Origin of the sequence: Methanocorpusculum sp. GPch4, assembly GCF_012062385.1 — an archaeon.
Classification (GTDB): domain Archaea; phylum Halobacteriota; class Methanomicrobia; order Methanomicrobiales; family Methanocorpusculaceae; genus Methanocorpusculum; species Methanocorpusculum parvum.
This window is the reverse complement of sequence record NZ_SIJA01000067.1, coordinates 16,102-34,790: the sequence shown is the minus strand read 5'-3', so window position 1 is coordinate 34,790 and position 18,689 is coordinate 16,102. Positions and strand designations below refer to the sequence as shown.

The window sequence follows — 18,689 nt, the reverse complement described above, 5'->3', positions numbered from 1 at the left end:
TATATGGATATTTTTGCAACAGTAATTATGATCATAATCGCGGTCGTGATCTGCGCGATACTGTTTTTCTTCCTGAGAAACGGACTCAAACTCCTGATCAACGCCGTATGCGGAGTGATAATTCTCTTTATCGTTTCATGGCTGAATCTTGCCCCGATCGGCGACCTATCTGTGGCGCAGGTCATCGTATGTGCGGTCGGAGGGATCCTTGGAGCGGCCCTTTTGATAATTCTCTCCTTCTTCGGTATCATTATCTGAACACAATCTTATTTTTCGATAATGGAAACGGAAAAATCTATGCGTTTGCCTGTCATCTCGATCGTGTAATTTCCCTGACGGTAGAAGGTGATGATGTCCTTCATGCCGGTATCATACTGCCCGGCAAATCCCTGGGCAGTCACCAGGCTGCCTGATTCGTCATAGACCCTGATCTCAAACCTTGCATCAGGATCCGGGTAGGTCACATAAACCGTCTTGTAGGTCGTGTCGATGAGGATGCCTTTTTCGATAGTCTGTTTGTCGACAAGTACTTTTTTGACCGTGACATCAGGAACGAAGTACTCAAGGACCAAAACGGTCACCGGATAGATATTAACTGCTTTAAGAGTCGTGTGCCCGTTAACCGAGTAGTACGGATATGTTATATTTTTCGAGTAGAGAAGTGTGGCATTTCCAAGCACTGTTTCGGTGAAAAACGGCTGGATGCTATGCAATGGATCGGATGCATCGTATACTTTGCCGCAGGATTCACAGGGGATACTGGGTTTGACCGTGGAAGTCGGAACAGGCGCCGTGGGAGAGGGGGTGATGATCATAACTCCCGGCGGCGGATAATCATCAGAAAAGAGGCCGGAGACACTGGTCATTATCAGCAGAAGACTGACCAGCGTCAGGAGGACGGCGGTCATGAGAAAAAGTACCGATGGCGTAAAGAAGCCTTCTTTTCTGCTCCTTCTCTTTCTTGGAAGCGAACTTCTGGGAACCGGGCGGCTCCCGTTTGTACTGCTCAGATCACTTCCGTCCTGCTGCATAGATGATACTAGATTGATTTTTATTCATTTAATAATATATGTCCAGCATTAGCTGACGGTGTGAAAAAAAGAGTCGGTTACTTTACCGGAGAATGCAGAGTAAACAGACCAGACTCGTCATACTTGATCAGTTTGGCGGTTTTGGTGATCCGGCCGCGGGATTTGAGAAGAACAAACGGCATACGGTACGGGCGCATATGATCATTATCCGGAAACTCCCGGAACATGCAGGCGACTCCGTCGGCAAATACCTCGGAAAAACCATACTTGCTCGAAAAGACATTCGTCTGGCCTGAGTTAACATGCAATATCGTGGTCGCTCCAGTGGAACGAAGCGACAAATACACCAGATTCAGATCGGTCGATCGAAATCCTGTCGAGGTGACCAGGGTCTCTTCCAGAACAGAAAACGGATTCACCACAACACGGCTTATACCGAGTTCCTTTATCATGACAGCCACATTGTTTCCATGACGGGACGAGAAGGTCAAAAAAATCTCCGGAGGCAACTGTATTATATACAGGTCCTTGTTGATCCGGTCGCTCATATCCGGGTAAATCGAGAGGAAGCTGGCTGTCAGCTGTTCGACCGGGTTGAACAGGCTGATGTACATCACTTTTTCGCCTTGAAGGAGTCCTTCATGCAGGAACTGAAGAGAGAACATCGTTCTGCCGGTACCGGTCTCGCCGATGAGAACAAAAACCGAGTCCTTGATGAAGCCGCCGCCGATCATCTCATCCAGACCTGGGATGCCGGACGGGATCATGACGCGTGACTGAGGATCATTCTCCATACTTATGCCACCCTCCTGAGGTTGGATATCTCAAATCCGGTTTCCGGCGATATGGAAACATTGTAGGTGGCAATATCTCTCGACGAAAGCAGAGGTAGCACACTGATAAATTTTTCGATGTACATCTGCCGCTGTCTTGACATCGACTCCCGGCTCTTCTGCCAAACCAGATGAATGATCGCATCAAAGGCATTCCCAAGAGATATCTCCCGGCTCTCGGGAAGAATGTCGGAGGTAAGCAGGATCACGAAGGTGATCTTTCGCTTTTTTGCCGCACGGGAGAGACCGTACATCAGGAAAACCAGATTCTGCCACTTTTCATAATCGTTGAAGTAGGGCAGATACGGAGTGAGAGAGTCAACAAACACCACACTGTTTTCCTTGGTTGTCTCGACCATCCCTGTCAGATAGGCAAGGCCGCCGTAATCATCATACGGCGGCAGATCCATGAGATGTTCAGGAATCGTTTTGGTTGAATACCAGGAAAGCGGAACGATGGTCCTGGCAAAATAGACATCGCCCACATCCATATGGATCACGGATTTATCCAGGATCTCCCCTTCAAAATCGATGGTGTTCAAAAAACTGAACTGCTGTTTCATCATTTCGACGAACTGCGTCCGGGAAGTCTTGGGCGTAATATAGTAGATCATATCAGGCCTTGTGGCGCCGCTGGTCGCCGGAAGATCACCCTTGATCTCCCGGCAGTAATTCACCAGAGAGGTGAAGAGGAACTCGGGTCCCCCTGCACCGGGCTCTGTGAGCAGTAATATCGTTGAGCCAATCGGGACGCCGCCGCCAAGTATTTTATCGACCGAGGGGATGTACGTGGGGACACGCACCATTGAATGATCGTCTGACATGTATATGATTGATACTATCTGCACGAATAGGGATATAATTATCCTCTATCTATCCGATGACCTGCATATTTTCGATCCGCATTTTAGGAACGATCGCCCCGTCGAAGGTCTTTGTTTCCGCCGAGATGCTGACACCGCCTCGAAGGATGTCAAAGATGTTGCCTGAGATCATCGCTTTTTTGACCGGGCGGGTGAATCTTCCAGACTCGGCAAAAAATGCATTTGCCACTTCTACGGAGAACTCGCCGGTGAGGGAGTTCGCGGTATGCGCTCCGATGACTTCACGGACATACAGACAGGGCTTGTCCATGACATCAGCTTTCGGCGCGTCGATTTTCAGACAGTGCGGGTGGATGAACGTGGCTCCGTTTCCGGCACGGTGGGCATGGCCGGTCGAGGCGGTATTCGCCTGGGAAGCGGTCTTGACATCATACAGGAATGCAGAGAGCACACCGTTTTGCACGATGGAAAGATCATGCGTCACCGTCCCCTCGGAGTCGAATCTCTTCCAGGCAAAACCCGCAGGATCCATAGGGACGTCACTGATCGAGACGGAAGGATGGACCACCTCTTCTCCGAGTTTGCCGGCAAACACCGATTTTTTGGAAAGGACGTTTTTGCCGTTCACAGCCTCGGTGAACAGATCCAGAATAAGGGAATCCACGACATGTTCCGAGAAGACGACGGCATATTTTTTCGTCTCAACGTCGACACCGTTTCTGGAGGATTTGGCCCAATACGCAGTATCCTCGCCGATCTTTTCGGGGTTGATACGGTCGAGGAACGGGCTTGAATCATACTCATACCCGGTCGAGGTTTCGCAGATCGCGTCCATGCCAAGCGAGATGCCCGACATTTTGCGCATGTAATACACCCCGCCGGAGTTGGCGATCGTCGCGCTGCCGTTCGAAAGGGAGACTCCGCCGGTGACTATCCGCGCCTCGGGATGGATCGCCGCCCCGGCATTCATCCGATCAAGATACTCGGCTGCAAGGTCCGGGCTCACGGTGACGGCCGGATCGAACGGGTCGCTTCCTTTCGGCAGTGCGGTTTTTTCGGGGAAACCGGTCCAACCGGGAACCTGCTCGGAAAGTCCGGCGGACGAGACGGCCGCATCGACGCAGTCCTTCCATCTTGCGATGTCCGAGGTGCCCGAGATCCCGATATGCTTATCCTTAACTACCCGCACAAAGAGGGAGCGGCCTGCATGTTCAAATACAGATGACACGGCCATCTCACGCTGTTCAAGGGAGATGTCGGTGTAGTCAAGCATAAACACCTCCGCCTCATCGGCTAACTTCTCGCCGTACGAGAGGATCTTATCGATATCGGGTTCAGACATTGCCGCTGCCCCCAACTAATGCATCGGTCAGATACACATAAGGAGCTCCGTCCGAGACAGGGACAGACTGCCCTTTTCCGCACATGCCTGAAGACATTTTGCGTTCTTTGCCGCAGAGCGCGATGTTATGCAGGACGGAAAGGATGTCCCCTGAAAGGGAGACGTCACGGATCATTTTTCCGGTCTCGCCGTTCTCGATCAGGTATCCGTACTTTGCATTGAACTGGAAGGCCCCGCGGCCCGGATCGACCTGGCCGCCGCGGGATCCGATAAGGAGGACACCTTTTCTGCACTCGGCGACGATCTCATCATACGAGGAGTCGCCTTCCTGGATATAGGTGTTGCTCATGCGGACCAGCGGCTGCATACCGGGTTCGGCTCTGGCATGGCCGGCATCTCCTGTGTCGAGGCCAACGGCCGCCAGCGTTTCTCTTGAATGCATATATTTGTTCATAACTCCGTTTTTGATCAGCTCGGTCGGGCCGCAGGCGACACCTTCCGCATCGAACGGCTCGTAGCCGTATCCATGCATGGACGGGTCGTCGATGATCGTGACAACTGATGACCCGACTTTTTCACCCAGTTTTTCAGCAAGAACTGAGACACCGTCTCTGACAGCATCCCCTTCGCTTGCATGACCGACCGCTTCGTGAGCAAATACGCCGCCGATCGCAGGATCGAGAACTGCCGGCATACGTCCGCCGGCGACGGCCGAGGCATCCAGAAGCTCAACTGCGCGCTTTGCACATTTTTCACCGAAAGGAATATACTTTGCAAGCGGCAGCGGGCCGACAACTGCCTCCTGTTCATAGTTCATCTGCATATCGGCTCCGCGGCTCGCAACCGAGGTAACCGTAAACAGAGTGCGGCAGACCGAGGATGCTGCTTCATAGCCGTTTGAATCCTCGAATATGACATCCTGATACTGCTCGGAGTAACGTGCGGATGTGCTGCATATCTCAGGGATATTTGCCGAACTTTCGAGAAGGAGGAGCTCACGCGCCTTTTCTTCAAGCGGTGTTTCCGCCTGTTCTTTTGCAGAACAGGACCATGAGCGCGGGGTTCCAAAAGGAACGTCGGCGATTTCCGCGTGAACACCGGCAAGCCTCGATGAAGCTGCAGCTTTTTCGAGACATGCAGCTTTTGTTTTTTTATCATCCATGTCGATGGAGGAGGCGCAGTAGTATCCCCAGCCGTGTTCACCTAAGACCCGAAAGAGAGCTTTGCCGTAAAAGGAGGTGCCGGCATTCTCGATCACCCGGTTCTCCGTCTGGATGGAGGTGACGGTCCCCCTGACGTACCGGATGTCATAATATCGTATTTTTTCCATGGTTGTACTGGATAGTATTTGATCCTGAAGAATAACATATCTTCTGTTTTTTCGAGGACCAATAGATGAAAAAAGAAAAAATGGATCAGGAGCTGACAACGTCCGCGTCAAAGACATCATCATCTTCTTTGAGGATCGGGACAGCCTTATCAAAAACGATCGTCTCGTCTTCAGGGGGTTTCATCTCAAATGTGATGAGCCCGACGATGGCATTTCTGGTGGCATACGGATCGGCGATCGGGCCAAACCGTATCACTTTGGTCCCGCCTGCAGAGATGATGATCGTATGTTTTTTTACCTGGATCGCATCGATCTTGTCAAAACGCACCTCTTTGTAGGAGCCGAGGCCTGCCATCAGGCAGAGTCTCCGCGGTGTGAGATACAGACGCGGGCGGTTGAGATCCACAAGACCGGAGATGAGAATGATCAGCGCGACCGCGCCGGACACAGCCGAGACAAGGATCCGCGTCAGAAGATCGGGAGAGATGAGCCAGGCTGGAAGGATGAGCGGCAGGAGCGAAATAAACGCAGCGATCGGCGCAGTGAGCCAGATCATGATCGCTATTACTGCAAGGAGGATAAAGAGGATGATGTAAGGAAGCAGATACGAACCCTTACGGCGGTCTTCCCATACAATGCCTTCGTTGAACAGATATTTTGTCATAGCATCACGTAAACGAAATAAAATACGACGCGGGGCTAGATATATCTTAGGATAGCGCGAACAGCCGGGTTCCGCATTCTGAAAGCCTGAAAAGCATGCAGACAGTGCAAAAGGATTCTGCAAAAATAAAAAATGAGATGGAGGGTCAGATTTATGCTTCGGCTTTTTCAGCAGGCATCGGCATTTTCGGAATGTCCATATGCTTGCCGATCTGGAGAAGTTTCTGTTCAAACGCCACTTTGTCCTCGGGAACGAGGGCATATCTGAGGACTTCTTCGATCCTGGTCACCGGGATGATGGTGACCATATCAGTGTACCGCTCTTCGATGAGGACATCGGCGAGGTTCGACTGAGGGATGATGATCGTTCTGATACCTGCCTTGGCGGCAGCCTCGATCTTGTAGGTGACACCGCCGATCGGCAGAACATCTCCGCGAACCGAGAGGGAACCGGTCATCGCCACATCCTGACGGACAGGGATGTCTTCAAGAGCACTAATTACGGCCGTTGCGACGGTAACGGATGCCGAGTCTCCCTCAACACCATTGTAGGTTCCGATGAACTGGACATGGATATCCACTTTGCGGATATCGGTCCCGGAGAACTTCTTGATCAGAGCGCTCACGTTTTTGATGGATTCCTGAGCGATCTCTTTCAGGAGGCCGGTGGCGATCACCATGCCGGCACCCTGTGATGGGGTAACTTCTGCCGTGATTGGAAGAACCGATCCTGCATCGTTCCCGACAACAGCAAGTCCGTTGACTCTGCCGACAAGACTGCCGGAAACGATCGTCAGATCATAATCCCGGGTCCGGCGGATGTACTCATCAGAGATCTGATCCTCAACGGATCTGGCGATCTGTTTAGCCGAGACCACATGATGCATGGATGTCACGGGAGAGCCTCCCTGGATGGCGAGATCGCCGGCGACACGCACAAGACCGCCGAGATCTCTCAGCTTCACCGTCAGGTGACCTTTTCTGCCGGACCGACGCTTTGCCTCGCGCAAAATCTCGGATACGGCAGAAGGATCGTAGTGCGGGATCTTTCCGTCATTCTTAACTTCCTGCGCAACGAACCTGACGAGTTTTGCCCTGTTTTCAGGCGTATCGTTCATGGTCTCACTCATGTAGACCTCGTAACCGTATCCGCGGATACGGCTGCGAAGCGCCGGGTGCATGTGCTGGACGGCATCGAGATTTCCTGCGGCGATCATCAGGAATCGGCAGGGGACCGGCTCTGTTCGGACCATTGCGCCGGAAGAACGTTCTGACTGGCCGGTGATCGGGAACTCGCCCTCCTGCAGAGCAGTCAAAAGACTCTGCTGCGAAGAAAGCTCAAGGGTGTTCATCTCATCGATGAACAAAACACCTTTGTGCGCTCTGTGAATCGCGCCCGCTTCGACACGGTCGTGTGCGGGAGTTTCAAGGCCGCCCGACTGGAACGGGTCGTGACGAACATCACCGAGCAACGCTCCTGCGTGGGAACCGGTGCCGTCCACGAACGGTGCTGTTGAGTCGGGTTTGTTGGAGACGATGAGTTTGGGGACCATGGCAGTTTCTTTGGGCATGAACGAACGGAATGCAAGAAAGATAAATGCCACCGCGACGATACCCATCAGAAGCTGACCTGAGATGAGGGCGATACCCAGAACACCAATGATGAGAATAAGCAGCATGGTGTTTTTCGAGGAGGCGCGTTTTCGTGCCTCTTCTTTATGTGCAGCAACGATCTCTTTTCCCCTCCCCGCAGGAACAACACGGATGATCGGGTTGTTGTTATCCTCAGGATTCGGGTAGGTCATGATGTCCTGCATCTCCTCTTTTGGGAGAAGTTCAGACATCGCCTTAGCAAGCATTGACTTTCCGGTACCCGGGCTTCCGATCATCATGACATGCCGGCGCTGGGTGGCGGCTTTTCTGATGACGTCCACCGCGTGTTCCTGACCGATGACCTGATCAATCAGCGACGGGGGGATGACGAGATCTGCCGTCGTGTCAAACCGAACGCCCCCGAAAAGCTCGGCATCATATGCGTCAGAGGCATACGCCTCTTTCACGGGAGGAGTGTCCCGCGCCGGGATCTCTGCCGTGACCTGCGCCGGATTTACATCCGAAACTGTCCCCATAACAGTTTCATTTTGTCTTTGTCCGGGATTATCATCGTGTTCCATATTTGTGTTCCATACCTCGATTAAAGATGCTAATATTTGTACTTGATTATGCTTTAAGTAGTTTCAGTAAGAGATAGTTGTTAGAGTCTTATCATGAAAGTAGTCTATACCGAAAAAAGCCAGGTTCTCGCGGCACGCACTGCCAAGAAACTCGGGTGTCCTTTATCGGAAGTAAAATACACGAAGTTCCCGGACGGTGAACAGTCCATACGCATAATGGATGAGGATGATCAGATGATCATCATTGCAAGTACGGTCGATGCAGAGTCAGCTCTCCAGGCCATTCTTCTGCTAGATGCCTGTGAAGGAAAGGAGACGACTCTTGTCCTGCCATATATGGGATACGCACGGCAGGATAAGAAGTTCAATGACGGCGAGCCTGTATCGGCACGGGCGATGGCACGCGCCCTTTCTACAGGGGCAGACAGGATCTTTACCATCAATATCCACGACACCTCGATCCTGGAACATTTCCGGTGTCCGGCAAAAAATCTGACGATCGCTCCTGAGATCGGCGCATACATCAATACAATGAGCTTGGAAAATCCGCTGATCCTGTCTCCGGATGAGGGGGCATGGGAGTTTGCCAAAGGCGTGGCGGCTATTGGAAAATGGGACTGCGATCATCTGGATAAGACGCGGCTCTCGGGATCGGAAGTCACGATGGCGCCAAAGCATCTCGAGGCGAAAGGGCGGGACTGTATCATCGTCGACGACATCATCGCGACCGGCGGATCAATGGCAAAGGCGGCCGGAATGCTGCTTGAGCAGGGAGCCGCTTCTGTACGAGCCGCCGGCGTTCACGGCGTTTTTGCCTCGGGAGGATACATCAAACTCATGCAGGCAGGTCTTTTAGACATTGCATCCTCTGACACGATCGAGCGTGCCTCCAGCAGGATCACTGCATCCGTGGTCATCGCCGAAGCCGTTCGAAAATGAAATATATTCTGGATTCATCCTATTTTTTTGGCGATTACAACCTTGACGGAGAGTTTTTCACCACACCGGAGGTGGTTGGCGAGCTCAAGGATCTCGCATCAAAGATGCGTTACGAGATCCTGGCGGAAAAAGGCCTTGTTGTGACTGAACCGGAGGCGGAGCATCTGTTTGCGGCAACGAATGCGGCACTCAAAAGCGGAGATGCACGGGTCCTTTCCGACACCGACATCTCGGTCATCGCTCTTGGCCTGACACTAGAAGGAACGGTCGTCACCGATGACTTTGCGGTCCAGAACGTCTGCAGGCATTTGAAGATCCCTTTCAGATCCATCATGCAGAGGAGAGCAAAAAAGCGGGTCTGGAAACTTATCTGTTCAGGGTGCGGCGCAGAGATCCCGCCTGGACAGCCCGACTGTCCGGTGTGCGGGTCGGCCCCTATCCAAAGAGGGACAGAAAAAGAAAAACGGCTCAGATGAACCGCCGCTTTATCCGCCATGAGACCTTCGTGAAAAGGTCGTGAAGTCGTTCGGTGTGTCTTCTCCTTGAATAATGGATCACAGGATCAGAAACACTTAGACGGCCGGCTTCATCAAGAACCGACACCGCGCCGTGTCCGCAACATAACCTGAGACGTTGGCCTTTTTTCCTCAGTTCAGCATCCAGTTCCCCGGCAAGTTTCATCAGTTCCGTCCGTTCATATCTGCCGATCTCACTGTTGATATTGACCGTGGTGATCAGATAATCAGGGATCGAACCATAAACAAGCCGCCAGGGCGTGAGGGTCGCGAGGTTTAACACTGCATCGCTTGTAAAGAGCAGACCAACTTCCGGTTCATAAAAAAAGAGCTGACCTGCGAGATGGCCGCCGAGACTTTCCCATACTTCGAACCTGAGCCCGGCAAACCTGATCTCATCAATGACCGGAAAGATCCCCCTCATCCGCAGAGGGTCGGTTTTACTGAGGATATACTCTTTGGGAAATGCCAGCTGGGAGAAGGTATTGACCGTCGTCGTATAGACATGTTCCAACAGCACGAGATCATTTGTGGAGGCGAATGAGCGCGAGCCGTTCTCAAGGATCTCTTTGGTCGTAGGGTGAACAAACGGCGGGACCGGCATATGTCCGGTCATGCCCACATGATCAGCATCTCCGTGGGTGCAGAGGACATATTTTACATCAGAAAAATCACCAAGACCAAGATCTGCGAGCGTTTTCAGCCAGTCATCATAATTGACTCCATACCCTGCATCGATGAGCAGTTTGCCTTCAGGAGTCTGGAAGAGATGGATGCACCCGCCCCCTGGAGGCTGCATCGACCAGAGCACGCAGGTATCCGAGAGAACGATCTTCTGGTAATCGACATAGAAGTTCTTTCCGGCGTTTCCATACAAATACAATCCTATACTCTGCATGACCCAGAGGACCTGTTTGGGATCTTTTCCCATGGAAACAAGCTCTTTCACAGCCTCATCTGCATCAAGGTAGAACTGCTTTTTTTCAGCATCGTTGAACGTGGTGAGATACGGCGTGACTTTTTTCTGAAATGAAGTGGTCACATATTTTGCCGACATATCTGCGTGAACTGTTTGATGTCTCACGTTTTGTAAGTTTCCCATATTTCCGGTCCGCTGACCGCATTTTTCAGGATGAGTGCATCACAAAAGCATATATAGCGGGGAAAGCGATTACTTTTCATATGTCTTCCTTAGAAGAGCTCATGACAAAAGCAAAGGACCTTCATTCCGAAGGTCACTCCTCAGGCCAGATAGCTGATGAACTCAGTCTTTCGGTCGATACCGTCACCTGGCTTCTGACGCAGGGAAAAGCCGGCATTGCAGCACCAAAAGATGTGCATATCGACTGGACGACCGTCAGCTCGAACTCCACACTTCTTGGCGGCATCTCATCCATGATGCTGGCCAACTTTGAAGCGGCGAATGAGGAGGAAGAGGGGATCGACACGGTCATCGGGATATCCGTATCAGGCGTGCCCCTCGCAACGATGATCGCCGCAGAGGACGGACTGAATCTTGCCATTTATCACCCGTCGAAACACAACCCCGAAGGTAAAATAGGATCGATCTCCGGAAACTTCAGCAAAGTCTCTCAGAAACGCTGCCTGATCGTGGATGACTGTATCACCACCGGCAACACTCTCACTGAGATAGTGAATTACCTGCGCCGTCACAAATCCACCCCGGTCGGCATATGTGTCATCTTTGATAAGCGCGGTGTCAGGGAAATAGAGGGCGTTCCGGTCTACTCGCTCTTTACAATTAAACGTATCGACTGAACAGCCAGCACCCAATACATCATATTTATATAGAAGTCCAATCCACTTTTTTAACACACTAGTACAGGAGAATAGAGATTATGGCAAACAACTCAGGTCAGCAGGTCGTCATTTTACGTAATAACGTAGAGCGCGTCCCAGGGCAGGAAGCACTTCGCTCCAATATCATGGCAGCAAAGGTCCTCGGCAACACAGTGAGAACAACTCTTGGTCCCCGCGGAATGGACAAGATGCTGGTCACCCAGGGCAGTGACGACATCGTCATTACCAACGACGGAGCAACGATCCTGCACCAGATCCATGTCGAACACCCGGGCGCAAAACTTGTCGTTGAGGTCGCAGAGACCCAGGACGATGAGTGCGGTGACGGAACGACGACCGCCGTGGTTCTGGTCGGTTCGTTTATGGAACAGGCAGAACATCTGATCGACAGCGGTGTCCACCCGTCGGTGATCGCAAAGGGATACAACCTTGGTATGCTCAAGGCACTTGAACTCCTCGAAAAACTTTCGATCGATGTCACGCCAAAAGACAAAGTCATGCTGAAACAGATCGCCAAAACAGCGATGACCGGAAAATCCATCGAAAACATCATGGATCATGCATGTGATGTGGTCGTTGAGGCAGTTTCCGGTGTTGCAGAGACCACCGGTAAAAAGACGCTCGTCAATGAAGACGACATCCTTGTCAAAACAAAACGCAGCGACACGATGAGTGCAGAGCTTATCAAAGGTGTTCTGATCGACAAGACCCGCCTCGACTCACTGATGCCCAAGAAGATCAAAGGCGTCAAAGCAGCATTTATCGCAGGTCCGCTTGAGATCACCAAGACCCAGACCAAATCAAAGATCAAGATCACGTCCGCAGAACAGCTTTCGGCATTCTCCACAGCAGAGCGCGCAACACTGAAGGCAATGGCGGAAAAGTTTGTTGAGAACGGTGTGAACGTCGTCCTCTGTCAGAAAGGCATCGCCGACCCGGTACAGTATTACCTTGGCGAAAACGGCATCTATGCCCTTGAATTCGTTCCGGAAAAAGATCTGAAATACGCGGCAAAAGCACTCGGCGGACAGGTAATCAACAAACCCGAAGACCTCGCACCGGAAGTGATCGGATCTGCAGGCAGACTCGATATGCTCGACGATCTGGAGATGACCAAGCTCTCGGAATGCAAAAACGCCAAGGCAGTCACCATTCTCCTCCGCGGATCCTCCCAGCACCTTGTCGACGAACTCGAACGCGCGATCGAAGATGCAAAACGTGTCGTCCAGGATGTCATCGAAGACGGATCCTATACTATTGGTGGCGGGTCGGTCGAGACTGAACTGTCCTTCAGACTGCGTGAGTATGCAGCAACCGAAGGCGGCCGTGTCCAGCTGGCTATCGAAGCATATGCAAAAGCATTCGAGATCATCCCAAAGACCCTTGCCGAAAACTCAGGGTTCGATACGGTCGACAAAGTCATCGATCTCCGTCAGGCCCATGCAATGGGTCAGAAGTACGCAGGCCTCGATGTCTTTACCGGGACCGTTGTTGATATGAAAGCGCAGGGCGTTGTTGAACCAAAGAGAGTCAAACGCCAGGCGATCCAGAGCGCTTCGGAGACCGCCATGCTCCTCATCCGCGTCGATGACATGATGATCTCCAAAGGCGCCGGTCAGATGTAGATCCGGCAACCAATCCCATATATTTTTTACAGACAAAGACGTATGCTTACTACGCGCATACAGTAACGTATCGTATAGATGCCTGCCGAGGTAGTCTAGTCCGGAAGGGCGGTGGCCTCGAAAGCCACTGGTGGCGACACCTCGGGAGTTCAAATCTCCCCCTCGGCGTTCTTTATTTTCTATTTTGATCTGAAATCCAAGCTCTTTTACTTAATGTGAGATGCGGAACGGATACGTATCCGGCGTGTTTAAATCTGAACGTATTTCGGGTTTTTCAAAATATTCTTTGGAAATTGAACCAAAAAATATATAAATATTCGATCCGAATTTTCAATTATAATACATTTAATGATGTAAACCAATAGAAGAAGGTAGAAATGGACTCATACGCGATTCAAAAAAACAGCGAAAAAAGCTTTACTGTCATCATCACGAGTCCGCATAGCCTTGCATGGAGACCCCTTGATTCAGAAGGGATCAATATCGTCGGAAATGACAGTACCGTTGATGAGAACGGAAGAAACTACATCTGGACCGTTGAAGTGGATAAACCCGGGACTTATGAGTTCAGGATCCTGCATCAGAGCGGCGACGGCGTGTATAAAAAACTCGTCATCCCCCTGATCTCAGCCACTTAACCTTTTTTTACCGCATTGCTGCCGGGCAGAACGAAGATGCGGCCATACTGTATGTTGCGAACGCGAACCATTAAAGTATTCCTTCAGCCATACAGATAGGTATGTCTGTCGCAGAATCCGGGGATACGCTGCAGGTCCACTTTATCAGCAAACGTCCGGACGGAGAGATATTCGAAGATACCCGTACAGGTGAACCTGTCACCTTCACACTGGGAAAAAAACAGATCAACCCCGCCTTTGAAGAAGCATTGATTGGAAAAAATGAGGGCGAAACGGCGACAGTCGTGCTGCCTCCGGAAAAAGCCTACGGCAAATACCTCAAACGCCTCGTCATCCCGATAAAACGAAAAAAACTCCAGCTTGACCACGAACCAAGACCTGGAGATATCATCACCGTCGAAGTCTTCGACAGGTTATGCAAAGTCACGGTCGCTGATGTCACTGATACAAAGATCATCGTGGATGCAAATCATCCCCTTGCCGGGGAAACTATGACATATGAAATCACCGTAGTCGCGATCGTCAAACATGGCTGAACTCAACATGATCTACGACACAGACTGTGTCGACGGCATGGCCGGATTGCCGGCCGGGAGTGTTGATGTGATTGTCACCTCGCCCCCGTACAACATCGGGAAAGCTTACACGACATATGATGATACGATCCCGCGAAATACCTATCTGAAGTGGATGAGAACGGTTGCAGCGGAGTCGTTGCGTGTCCTCTCAGATCAGGGATCTTTCTATCTGAATGTCGGCGGAAGCCTGAAGGACCCATGGATACCTATTGACGTGGCTCAGACGTTTAGAGAGCAGGGATTCGTGCTCCAGAATATGATCCACTGGATAAAATCCATCGCGCTCCCTGAAGAGGGGGTAGCGGCCGGGCATTACAAACCGATAAACAGTAAACGCTATCATAACGATTGTCATGAATTCATCTTTCACTTCACGAAAAAAGGCGCTGTTGAAATCGACCGGCTGGCAAACGGCGTTCCGTATCAGGATAAAAGCAATGTGAACCGCTGGGGAGGAGAGAAGCGGGATATCAGGGACAGAGGAAACACATGGTTCATCCCCTATGAGACCATCAGGGAAAGCAGGCCGCATCCGGCGACATTTCCGATCCAGCTGCCCATGATGTGCATCAAAGATCACGGGTTGGAAAACTGCCGGCTGGTGATGGATCCGTTCATGGGGATAGGCAATACTGCGGTCGCGGCGATCCGTCTGGGGATCCCGTTCATCGGTTTTGAGATCGATGAATGCTACAGGAATATCGCAAACGCGAGGGCGGCAGCAGAGATGCGGGAAGCAGCACATGCGTTGGGAAAAACCTGATCAAGATCATTCACCAGATCTTTGCACGACCAAAGTACTGGATAATGCTTCAAGCAGAGCAGGAATATCATAATAATCATAAGCCGCCATCTCCAGTCGAAGCTCTTCGGGAAGCAGCTCGCCGAACTTCCAGGCGGTTTCCGGAAGACGGGGGAGTTCTTCTGCAATCGGAATAACAGACATACGGCCAAGCTCCTCCAGGATGCCGGCAATATATTCTCCGGCTTTTGGTGATTCCCAGTCAAAGATCCGGATCGCAAACTGCGTATAACGAACGGCATGTTTTCCTTCGAGCCGATTTTTCAGAAGATGCGCAAGCACCTGATTTGCCCGCGTGCCGAGAAATGTGGATACGACGACTGAATATCCGTTCAATTCCGGTTCTGCGCGGATGTGGATCTTCCCGGGCGAAAAATCATCAGGCAGTATAGAGATCAGATCGGCGATCACCGCCTTCTCTGCCGGGGGAAGAGGGATCCGGGAAACGCCGCGGCTGAGAACTGCGGCAACCGACTGGCACACAAGACCGCTTGCATAACTCCCCCCCTCCCCTCCGCTCCAGAACGGACGTTTCACCTCACCTCTGACGGATGCCGGCTCGATAAGGGCGCGTTTATGTACATCATCTCGGTGAAGGAGTCGCCAGGTTTTTCCGGTGAAAGAAAAGGTCTTACCCGGGTCGCCGCCGACAAAACGCGGATCGAGCGTGCCGATCACCGTGCCGTCTGGAAGCACCGCGAGATACCCTCCAGAATCACGGATGACAGAGATGAGGGTCATCCAGTTGGATCGGCCAAGCTCCAGCTCCGCCCGAGATCCCGCAAGATACAGATCACCTGAGCGGACAAGATACTTTTGTGCAGTAAGATGCGCCAGGATAGAAGAGTAATGACTTGGAGACAGCTCCTTAAACGGAGTCAGCGCGGATAAAGCACTGATGATGCTTCGAAGACTCATCCCATTTTTCCCCATTAAGAGAAGAAACAGCTGCTGGATAAGAACATGATACGGACATGAGGGAGGGGTCAGCAGCTCGACCTTATGATCCATCGCAGCCTCGATCACAGATACTGCAGTCAGAAGGTCACAGGTATTGGAAACGATGCAAAGCATGCGGGCCGGCATCCCTCGTCTGCCAGTCCGGCCAAGCCTCTGCAGAAACGAAGAGACCGAACGCGGCGCTCCATACTGAACGACAAGATCGAGTTCCCCTATATCAACGCCAAGCTCCATCGTGCTTGTACAAATCACACAGGTCCCGCCGGCAGAGTCAAAGGACCGTTCAGCCGCTTCACGATCCTCCGGAGACACGGAGGAGTGATGAAGAAACACCAGCGGCAGTTCTTCGCGCAGGGGGACGACCAGCCGCTCGGCAAGGCTGCGGCTTTCGGTAAAGACCAGGGCTTTTTTTCCGTAAACTGCTTTTGCTATCGCATGCACCTGTCGGGAGAACTCCTGCTCAACCGCAAACATGAACTGTTTTTTTGAGGAGGGGGAGGGGATCGAGACGAGATGTTTTTTCCTGCCGGGTCCGGAGAACCAGGAAAGAAGCGTTTCGGGATTGCCGATGGTGGCCGAAAGACCGATCCGTATGATCGGTTGTGTCCCAAGTATGTCCAGACGGTCCATCAGACAAAGAAGATGGACACCGCGGTCAGACTCCATGAAGGCATGGATCTCATCGATGATGATGTATCTGACCTCATTGAATGCTTCCCTGGTCCTTGAGTCGCTTATGAGGACCTCAAGAGACTCGGGGGTGGTCAGCAGGATGTCGGTATGCTCAGGCCCGGTAAAATCAAAACGGTCCCGATCCAAAATGTCACCATGTTGCACCGAAGCATCGAGCCCGGTCCGGGAGCACATGAAAAGTATCCGGTCCAGCTGATCATTGATGAGGGCTTTTAACGGAGAGATGTAGACCGCAGACAGTTTCTCCGAAGGCTGCTTTAAGATCGCATCGATAACCGGAAAAAATGCAGACTCGGTCTTTCCTCCTGCAGTCGGCGCAAGAACGAGGGTGTCGGCCCCGCCGGCCACTGAAAGAAAGGCCTCAGTCTGAACGGGCCGGAGCTCGTCCCATTCAAGACCGGAGAGAAGCAGCTCCTGGAGGGTAGGGTGGAGATCAGCAAACACGCTCATACACGAAGTACAGAGAAGACACTGATTCCAAAGTGCGGATAAGCCGGGTCACCGGCACTGGCGCGCCTGTGAGAAAGATCGAAGAGAAGTGAGCATTTCATCTGTATTTGTAGATAAGAGATGCATCCATATCATCATATGGAAACATAATTTGCAAATCTATTTAAGCAGCAGCCACCTATATTTTAAGGCACACAGAGATGATGTGTGAAGCTTTTGTAAAGCGAGGTGGGGTAGTCAGGAAATCCCGACGGGCTCATAACCCGTAGACCGATGGTTCAAATCCATCCCTCGCTATGTTTTTATCTTTGATTTTTTTTAGTTTGCGTCTCTGACTCCAAACGGATAGTTAAATCACAAAAAAGAGAATCGGATCAGCGGATCTTTTCAAGGACCCAGGACGTCCCTTCCGGTGTTTTGAAAAGCGGCACCTCTTCATCAACGACCGGCACGATCCGCGTGACCGAAACATGCTCATCAGTGATCGGATTATACCCTTCACGCATCACCGTATCCCGATAGATGCAGATCCCGCGCCTCTCCCATGCAGGTGTCAGAGCAAGATTCACGCCCCTGGAGAAAGCAAACTCGTGCAGAGCGGGGGCGTTCATTCCGTCCAGTTGTTTCTGCGCATTCGTTGGTGAAACTCCCTCGTCCAAAAGGAGTTTCTGCGCATATCCGTTCATATGATTTCGCCATGCCTCGGCCTGCCGCCAGGATAGATAATCTGGAAACAGCCCTTCCTCCATCGGGATCACCCGCGAGTCGAATGCCAGAGGCTGCTCAGCCCCTGCGTACAGCGTGAACGCCGATGAAGCGAACGATGCCGAGACGGAGACAAGCTTCTCCACCCGACAGTCGAATACCGGCGCCGGGACATAGATACTGATCTCATCGGAAAACGTGTAGGCAAACGATGGAGAGAGACCGCTGTCGGTGATGAGGGCGCGAGCAGTCTTGACCATCGCATCGGAAAAGACCTTATCGTAGGGTTTTTTGTACCGGTCTTTGGAAAAGCGATGAAACGACCTGCCGTCAAGCCGCAATACAAAAGGGACAGTGGTAGAAAGACCGGCAAAAATCTCACGATCTTTCATACAGGATATCTTACGCTCCAAATAAAGGCTCCCCGGCAACCTTGAAAGCTCCCGGGATGTGGCGGACTATGATGATGTCACCAACTTCTTTGACAATTCTGTAGGGGATGATGACACCCTGATAATTCTTCGTGTCGATTACATCTTTATTCACGTTGGAAAGAGCGAGGCCGCTGATCTTTTTATTAGTAACATCCAGTACAACATCCTCCACCTTTCCAAGGAACACTGCTTTATCGGAATAAACACTCATCCCAAATAGTTCTGATATCTGCCACTTCATAGTATTGAATGATATCTGCGTTCGAACATAAGTAATTTCCTATTTTCCGGAAAGTATGAGCCTGTCTCTCCGGCGAAAAGCCAAATCTGCG

At 51.6% G+C, this 18,689-nt stretch carries 19 protein-coding genes and 2 tRNA genes; 10 read left to right on the top strand and 11 right to left on the bottom strand.

The genetic code is table 11. The annotated features are described in order from the left end of the window. The first annotated feature begins 3 nt into the window (after positions 1–3). Positions 4–258, top strand: coding sequence for a hypothetical protein (locus EYA77_RS05475; protein ID WP_143744989.1), 255 nt, complete (start codon positions 4–6; stop codon positions 256–258). Positions 259–266: 8 nt separating this feature from the next. On the opposite strand, the gene EYA77_RS05470 is transcribed toward EYA77_RS05475, so the two are convergent. The 7 genes from EYA77_RS05470 to lonB form a co-directional block, all read right to left on the bottom strand. Continuing rightward, positions 267–1,031 carry a hypothetical protein gene (locus EYA77_RS05470; protein WP_167816123.1) on the bottom strand — a complete coding sequence of 255 codons (765 nt, stop codon included), beginning with the start codon at positions 1,029–1,031 and terminating at the stop codon, positions 267–269. Between the two features lie 77 nt (positions 1,032–1,108). Further along, a complete protein-coding gene (locus EYA77_RS05465; RefSeq protein WP_095641909.1) occupies positions 1,109–1,825 on the bottom strand; it encodes a KaiC domain-containing protein in 717 nt (238 codons plus the stop codon). A 2-nt stretch (positions 1,826–1,827) separates the two neighbouring features. Further along, on the bottom strand, positions 1,828–2,688 hold the full coding sequence (locus EYA77_RS05460) for a hypothetical protein (RefSeq protein ID WP_143744990.1): 861 nt from the start codon (positions 2,686–2,688) through the stop codon (positions 1,828–1,830). Positions 2,689–2,737: 49 nt separating this feature from the next. Next, positions 2,738–4,030, bottom strand: a complete 1,293-nt coding sequence (locus tag EYA77_RS05455; RefSeq protein ID WP_167816122.1) for a TldD/PmbA family protein — start codon at positions 4,028–4,030, stop codon at positions 2,738–2,740. Further along, the gene (locus tag EYA77_RS05450) at positions 4,023–5,360 is read right to left on the bottom strand and encodes a TldD/PmbA family protein (protein WP_095641911.1); all 1,338 of its coding nucleotides are present in this window, start codon (positions 5,358–5,360) and stop codon (positions 4,023–4,025) included. Before EYA77_RS05450 ends, EYA77_RS05455 begins: the two co-directional genes overlap by 8 nt. Positions 5,361–5,445: 85 nt before the next feature. Next, on the bottom strand, positions 5,446–6,024 hold the full coding sequence (locus EYA77_RS05445) for a hypothetical protein (protein WP_042697160.1): 579 nt from the start codon (positions 6,022–6,024) through the stop codon (positions 5,446–5,448). 151 nt (positions 6,025–6,175) lie between these two features. Then, positions 6,176–8,152, bottom strand: a complete 1,977-nt coding sequence (lonB, locus tag EYA77_RS05440) for an ATP-dependent protease LonB (RefSeq protein ID WP_245241197.1) — start codon at positions 8,150–8,152, stop codon at positions 6,176–6,178. Positions 8,153–8,290: 138 nt separating this feature from the next. On the opposite strand from lonB, the gene EYA77_RS05435 reads away from it, so the two are divergent. Together EYA77_RS05435 and EYA77_RS05430 are read left to right on the top strand one after the other, a co-directional pair. Beyond that, positions 8,291–9,136, top strand: a complete 846-nt coding sequence (locus EYA77_RS05435) for a ribose-phosphate diphosphokinase (protein WP_167816121.1) — start codon at positions 8,291–8,293, stop codon at positions 9,134–9,136. Beyond that, positions 9,133–9,612, top strand: a complete 480-nt coding sequence (locus EYA77_RS05430) for an NOB1 family endonuclease (RefSeq protein WP_095641913.1) — start codon at positions 9,133–9,135, stop codon at positions 9,610–9,612. Before EYA77_RS05435 ends, EYA77_RS05430 begins: the two co-directional genes overlap by 4 nt. Here the strand turns inward: EYA77_RS05430 and EYA77_RS05425 are convergent. After that, a complete protein-coding gene (locus EYA77_RS05425) occupies positions 9,605–10,708 on the bottom strand; it encodes an MBL fold metallo-hydrolase (protein WP_167816120.1) in 1,104 nt (367 codons plus the stop codon). The genes EYA77_RS05430 and EYA77_RS05425 overlap by 8 nt on opposite strands. Positions 10,709–10,833: 125 nt before the next feature. On the opposite strand from EYA77_RS05425, the gene EYA77_RS05420 reads away from it, so the two are divergent. From EYA77_RS05420 to EYA77_RS05395, 6 genes are all read left to right on the top strand, one after another. Then, positions 10,834–11,430 carry an orotate phosphoribosyltransferase-like protein gene (locus EYA77_RS05420; RefSeq protein WP_042697149.1) on the top strand — a complete coding sequence of 199 codons (597 nt, stop codon included), beginning with the start codon at positions 10,834–10,836 and terminating at the stop codon, positions 11,428–11,430. Between the two features lie 80 nt (positions 11,431–11,510). Further along, on the top strand, positions 11,511–13,097 hold the full coding sequence (thsA, locus tag EYA77_RS05415; RefSeq protein WP_167816119.1) for a thermosome subunit alpha: 1,587 nt from the start codon (positions 11,511–11,513) through the stop codon (positions 13,095–13,097). Between the two features lie 84 nt (positions 13,098–13,181). Continuing rightward, positions 13,182–13,265, top strand: a tRNA-Ser gene (locus tag EYA77_RS05410). Between the two features lie 209 nt (positions 13,266–13,474). Further along, entirely contained in the window at positions 13,475–13,735 is a 261-nt protein-coding gene (locus EYA77_RS05405) for a hypothetical protein (protein ID WP_042697142.1), read from the top strand. Between the two features lie 101 nt (positions 13,736–13,836). Continuing rightward, entirely contained in the window at positions 13,837–14,271 is a 435-nt protein-coding gene (locus tag EYA77_RS05400; RefSeq protein WP_167816118.1) for a peptidylprolyl isomerase, read from the top strand. Beyond that, positions 14,264–15,076 (top strand): site-specific DNA-methyltransferase, encoded by an 813-nt coding sequence (locus EYA77_RS05395; RefSeq protein WP_167816117.1) that lies wholly within the window; start codon positions 14,264–14,266, stop codon positions 15,074–15,076. Before EYA77_RS05400 ends, EYA77_RS05395 begins: the two co-directional genes overlap by 8 nt. Positions 15,077–15,082: 6 nt before the next feature. On the opposite strand, the gene EYA77_RS05390 is transcribed toward EYA77_RS05395, so the two are convergent. Next, a complete protein-coding gene (locus tag EYA77_RS05390; protein WP_167816116.1) occupies positions 15,083–17,218 on the bottom strand; it encodes a DEAD/DEAH box helicase in 2,136 nt (711 codons plus the stop codon). A 222-nt stretch (positions 17,219–17,440) separates the two neighbouring features. On the opposite strand from EYA77_RS05390, the gene EYA77_RS05385 reads away from it, so the two are divergent. Then, positions 17,441–17,515, top strand: a tRNA-Met gene (locus tag EYA77_RS05385). A 77-nt stretch (positions 17,516–17,592) separates the two neighbouring features. Here EYA77_RS05385 and EYA77_RS05380 read toward each other — a convergent pair. Together EYA77_RS05380 and EYA77_RS05375 are read right to left on the bottom strand one after the other, a co-directional pair. Beyond that, entirely contained in the window at positions 17,593–18,315 is a 723-nt protein-coding gene (locus EYA77_RS05380) for a tRNA(His) guanylyltransferase Thg1 family protein (RefSeq protein WP_095641921.1), read from the bottom strand. Between the two features lie 10 nt (positions 18,316–18,325). Next, the gene (locus EYA77_RS05375) at positions 18,326–18,598 is read right to left on the bottom strand and encodes a PRC-barrel domain-containing protein (protein ID WP_042697121.1); all 273 of its coding nucleotides are present in this window, start codon (positions 18,596–18,598) and stop codon (positions 18,326–18,328) included. Positions 18,599–18,689 lie beyond the last annotated feature (91 nt).

What these genes read in the sequence shown, in the direction of transcription:
- EYA77_RS05475 (WP_143744989.1), top strand. Translation starts at nt 4, where the DNA reads ATGGATATTTTTGCAACAGTAATTATGATCATAATCGCGGTCGTGATC.
- EYA77_RS05470 (WP_167816123.1), bottom strand. Translation starts at nt 1,031, where the DNA reads ATGCAGCAGGACGGAAGTGATCTGAGCAGTACAAACGGGAGCCGCCCG.
- EYA77_RS05465 (WP_095641909.1), bottom strand. Translation starts at nt 1,825, where the DNA reads ATGGAGAATGATCCTCAGTCACGCGTCATGATCCCGTCCGGCATCCCA.
- EYA77_RS05460 (WP_143744990.1), bottom strand. Translation starts at nt 2,688, where the DNA reads ATGTCAGACGATCATTCAATGGTGCGTGTCCCCACGTACATCCCCTCG.
- EYA77_RS05455 (WP_167816122.1), bottom strand. Translation starts at nt 4,030, where the DNA reads ATGTCTGAACCCGATATCGATAAGATCCTCTCGTACGGCGAGAAGTTA.
- EYA77_RS05450 (WP_095641911.1), bottom strand. Translation starts at nt 5,360, where the DNA reads ATGGAAAAAATACGATATTATGACATCCGGTACGTCAGGGGGACCGTC.
- EYA77_RS05445 (WP_042697160.1), bottom strand. Translation starts at nt 6,024, where the DNA reads ATGACAAAATATCTGTTCAACGAAGGCATTGTATGGGAAGACCGCCGT.
- lonB (WP_245241197.1), bottom strand. Translation starts at nt 8,152, where the DNA reads ATGGGGACAGTTTCGGATGTAAATCCGGCGCAGGTCACGGCAGAGATC.
- EYA77_RS05435 (WP_167816121.1), top strand. Translation starts at nt 8,291, where the DNA reads ATGAAAGTAGTCTATACCGAAAAAAGCCAGGTTCTCGCGGCACGCACT.
- EYA77_RS05430 (WP_095641913.1), top strand. Translation starts at nt 9,133, where the DNA reads ATGAAATATATTCTGGATTCATCCTATTTTTTTGGCGATTACAACCTT.
- EYA77_RS05425 (WP_167816120.1), bottom strand. Translation starts at nt 10,708, where the DNA reads ATGTCGGCAAAATATGTGACCACTTCATTTCAGAAAAAAGTCACGCCG.
- EYA77_RS05420 (WP_042697149.1), top strand. Translation starts at nt 10,834, where the DNA reads ATGTCTTCCTTAGAAGAGCTCATGACAAAAGCAAAGGACCTTCATTCC.
- thsA (WP_167816119.1), top strand. Translation starts at nt 11,511, where the DNA reads ATGGCAAACAACTCAGGTCAGCAGGTCGTCATTTTACGTAATAACGTA.
- EYA77_RS05405 (WP_042697142.1), top strand. Translation starts at nt 13,475, where the DNA reads ATGGACTCATACGCGATTCAAAAAAACAGCGAAAAAAGCTTTACTGTC.
- EYA77_RS05400 (WP_167816118.1), top strand. Translation starts at nt 13,837, where the DNA reads ATGTCTGTCGCAGAATCCGGGGATACGCTGCAGGTCCACTTTATCAGC.
- EYA77_RS05395 (WP_167816117.1), top strand. Translation starts at nt 14,264, where the DNA reads ATGGCTGAACTCAACATGATCTACGACACAGACTGTGTCGACGGCATG.
- EYA77_RS05390 (WP_167816116.1), bottom strand. Translation starts at nt 17,218, where the DNA reads ATGAGCGTGTTTGCTGATCTCCACCCTACCCTCCAGGAGCTGCTTCTC.
- EYA77_RS05380 (WP_095641921.1), bottom strand. Translation starts at nt 18,315, where the DNA reads ATGAAAGATCGTGAGATTTTTGCCGGTCTTTCTACCACTGTCCCTTTT.
- EYA77_RS05375 (WP_042697121.1), bottom strand. Translation starts at nt 18,598, where the DNA reads ATGAAGTGGCAGATATCAGAACTATTTGGGATGAGTGTTTATTCCGAT.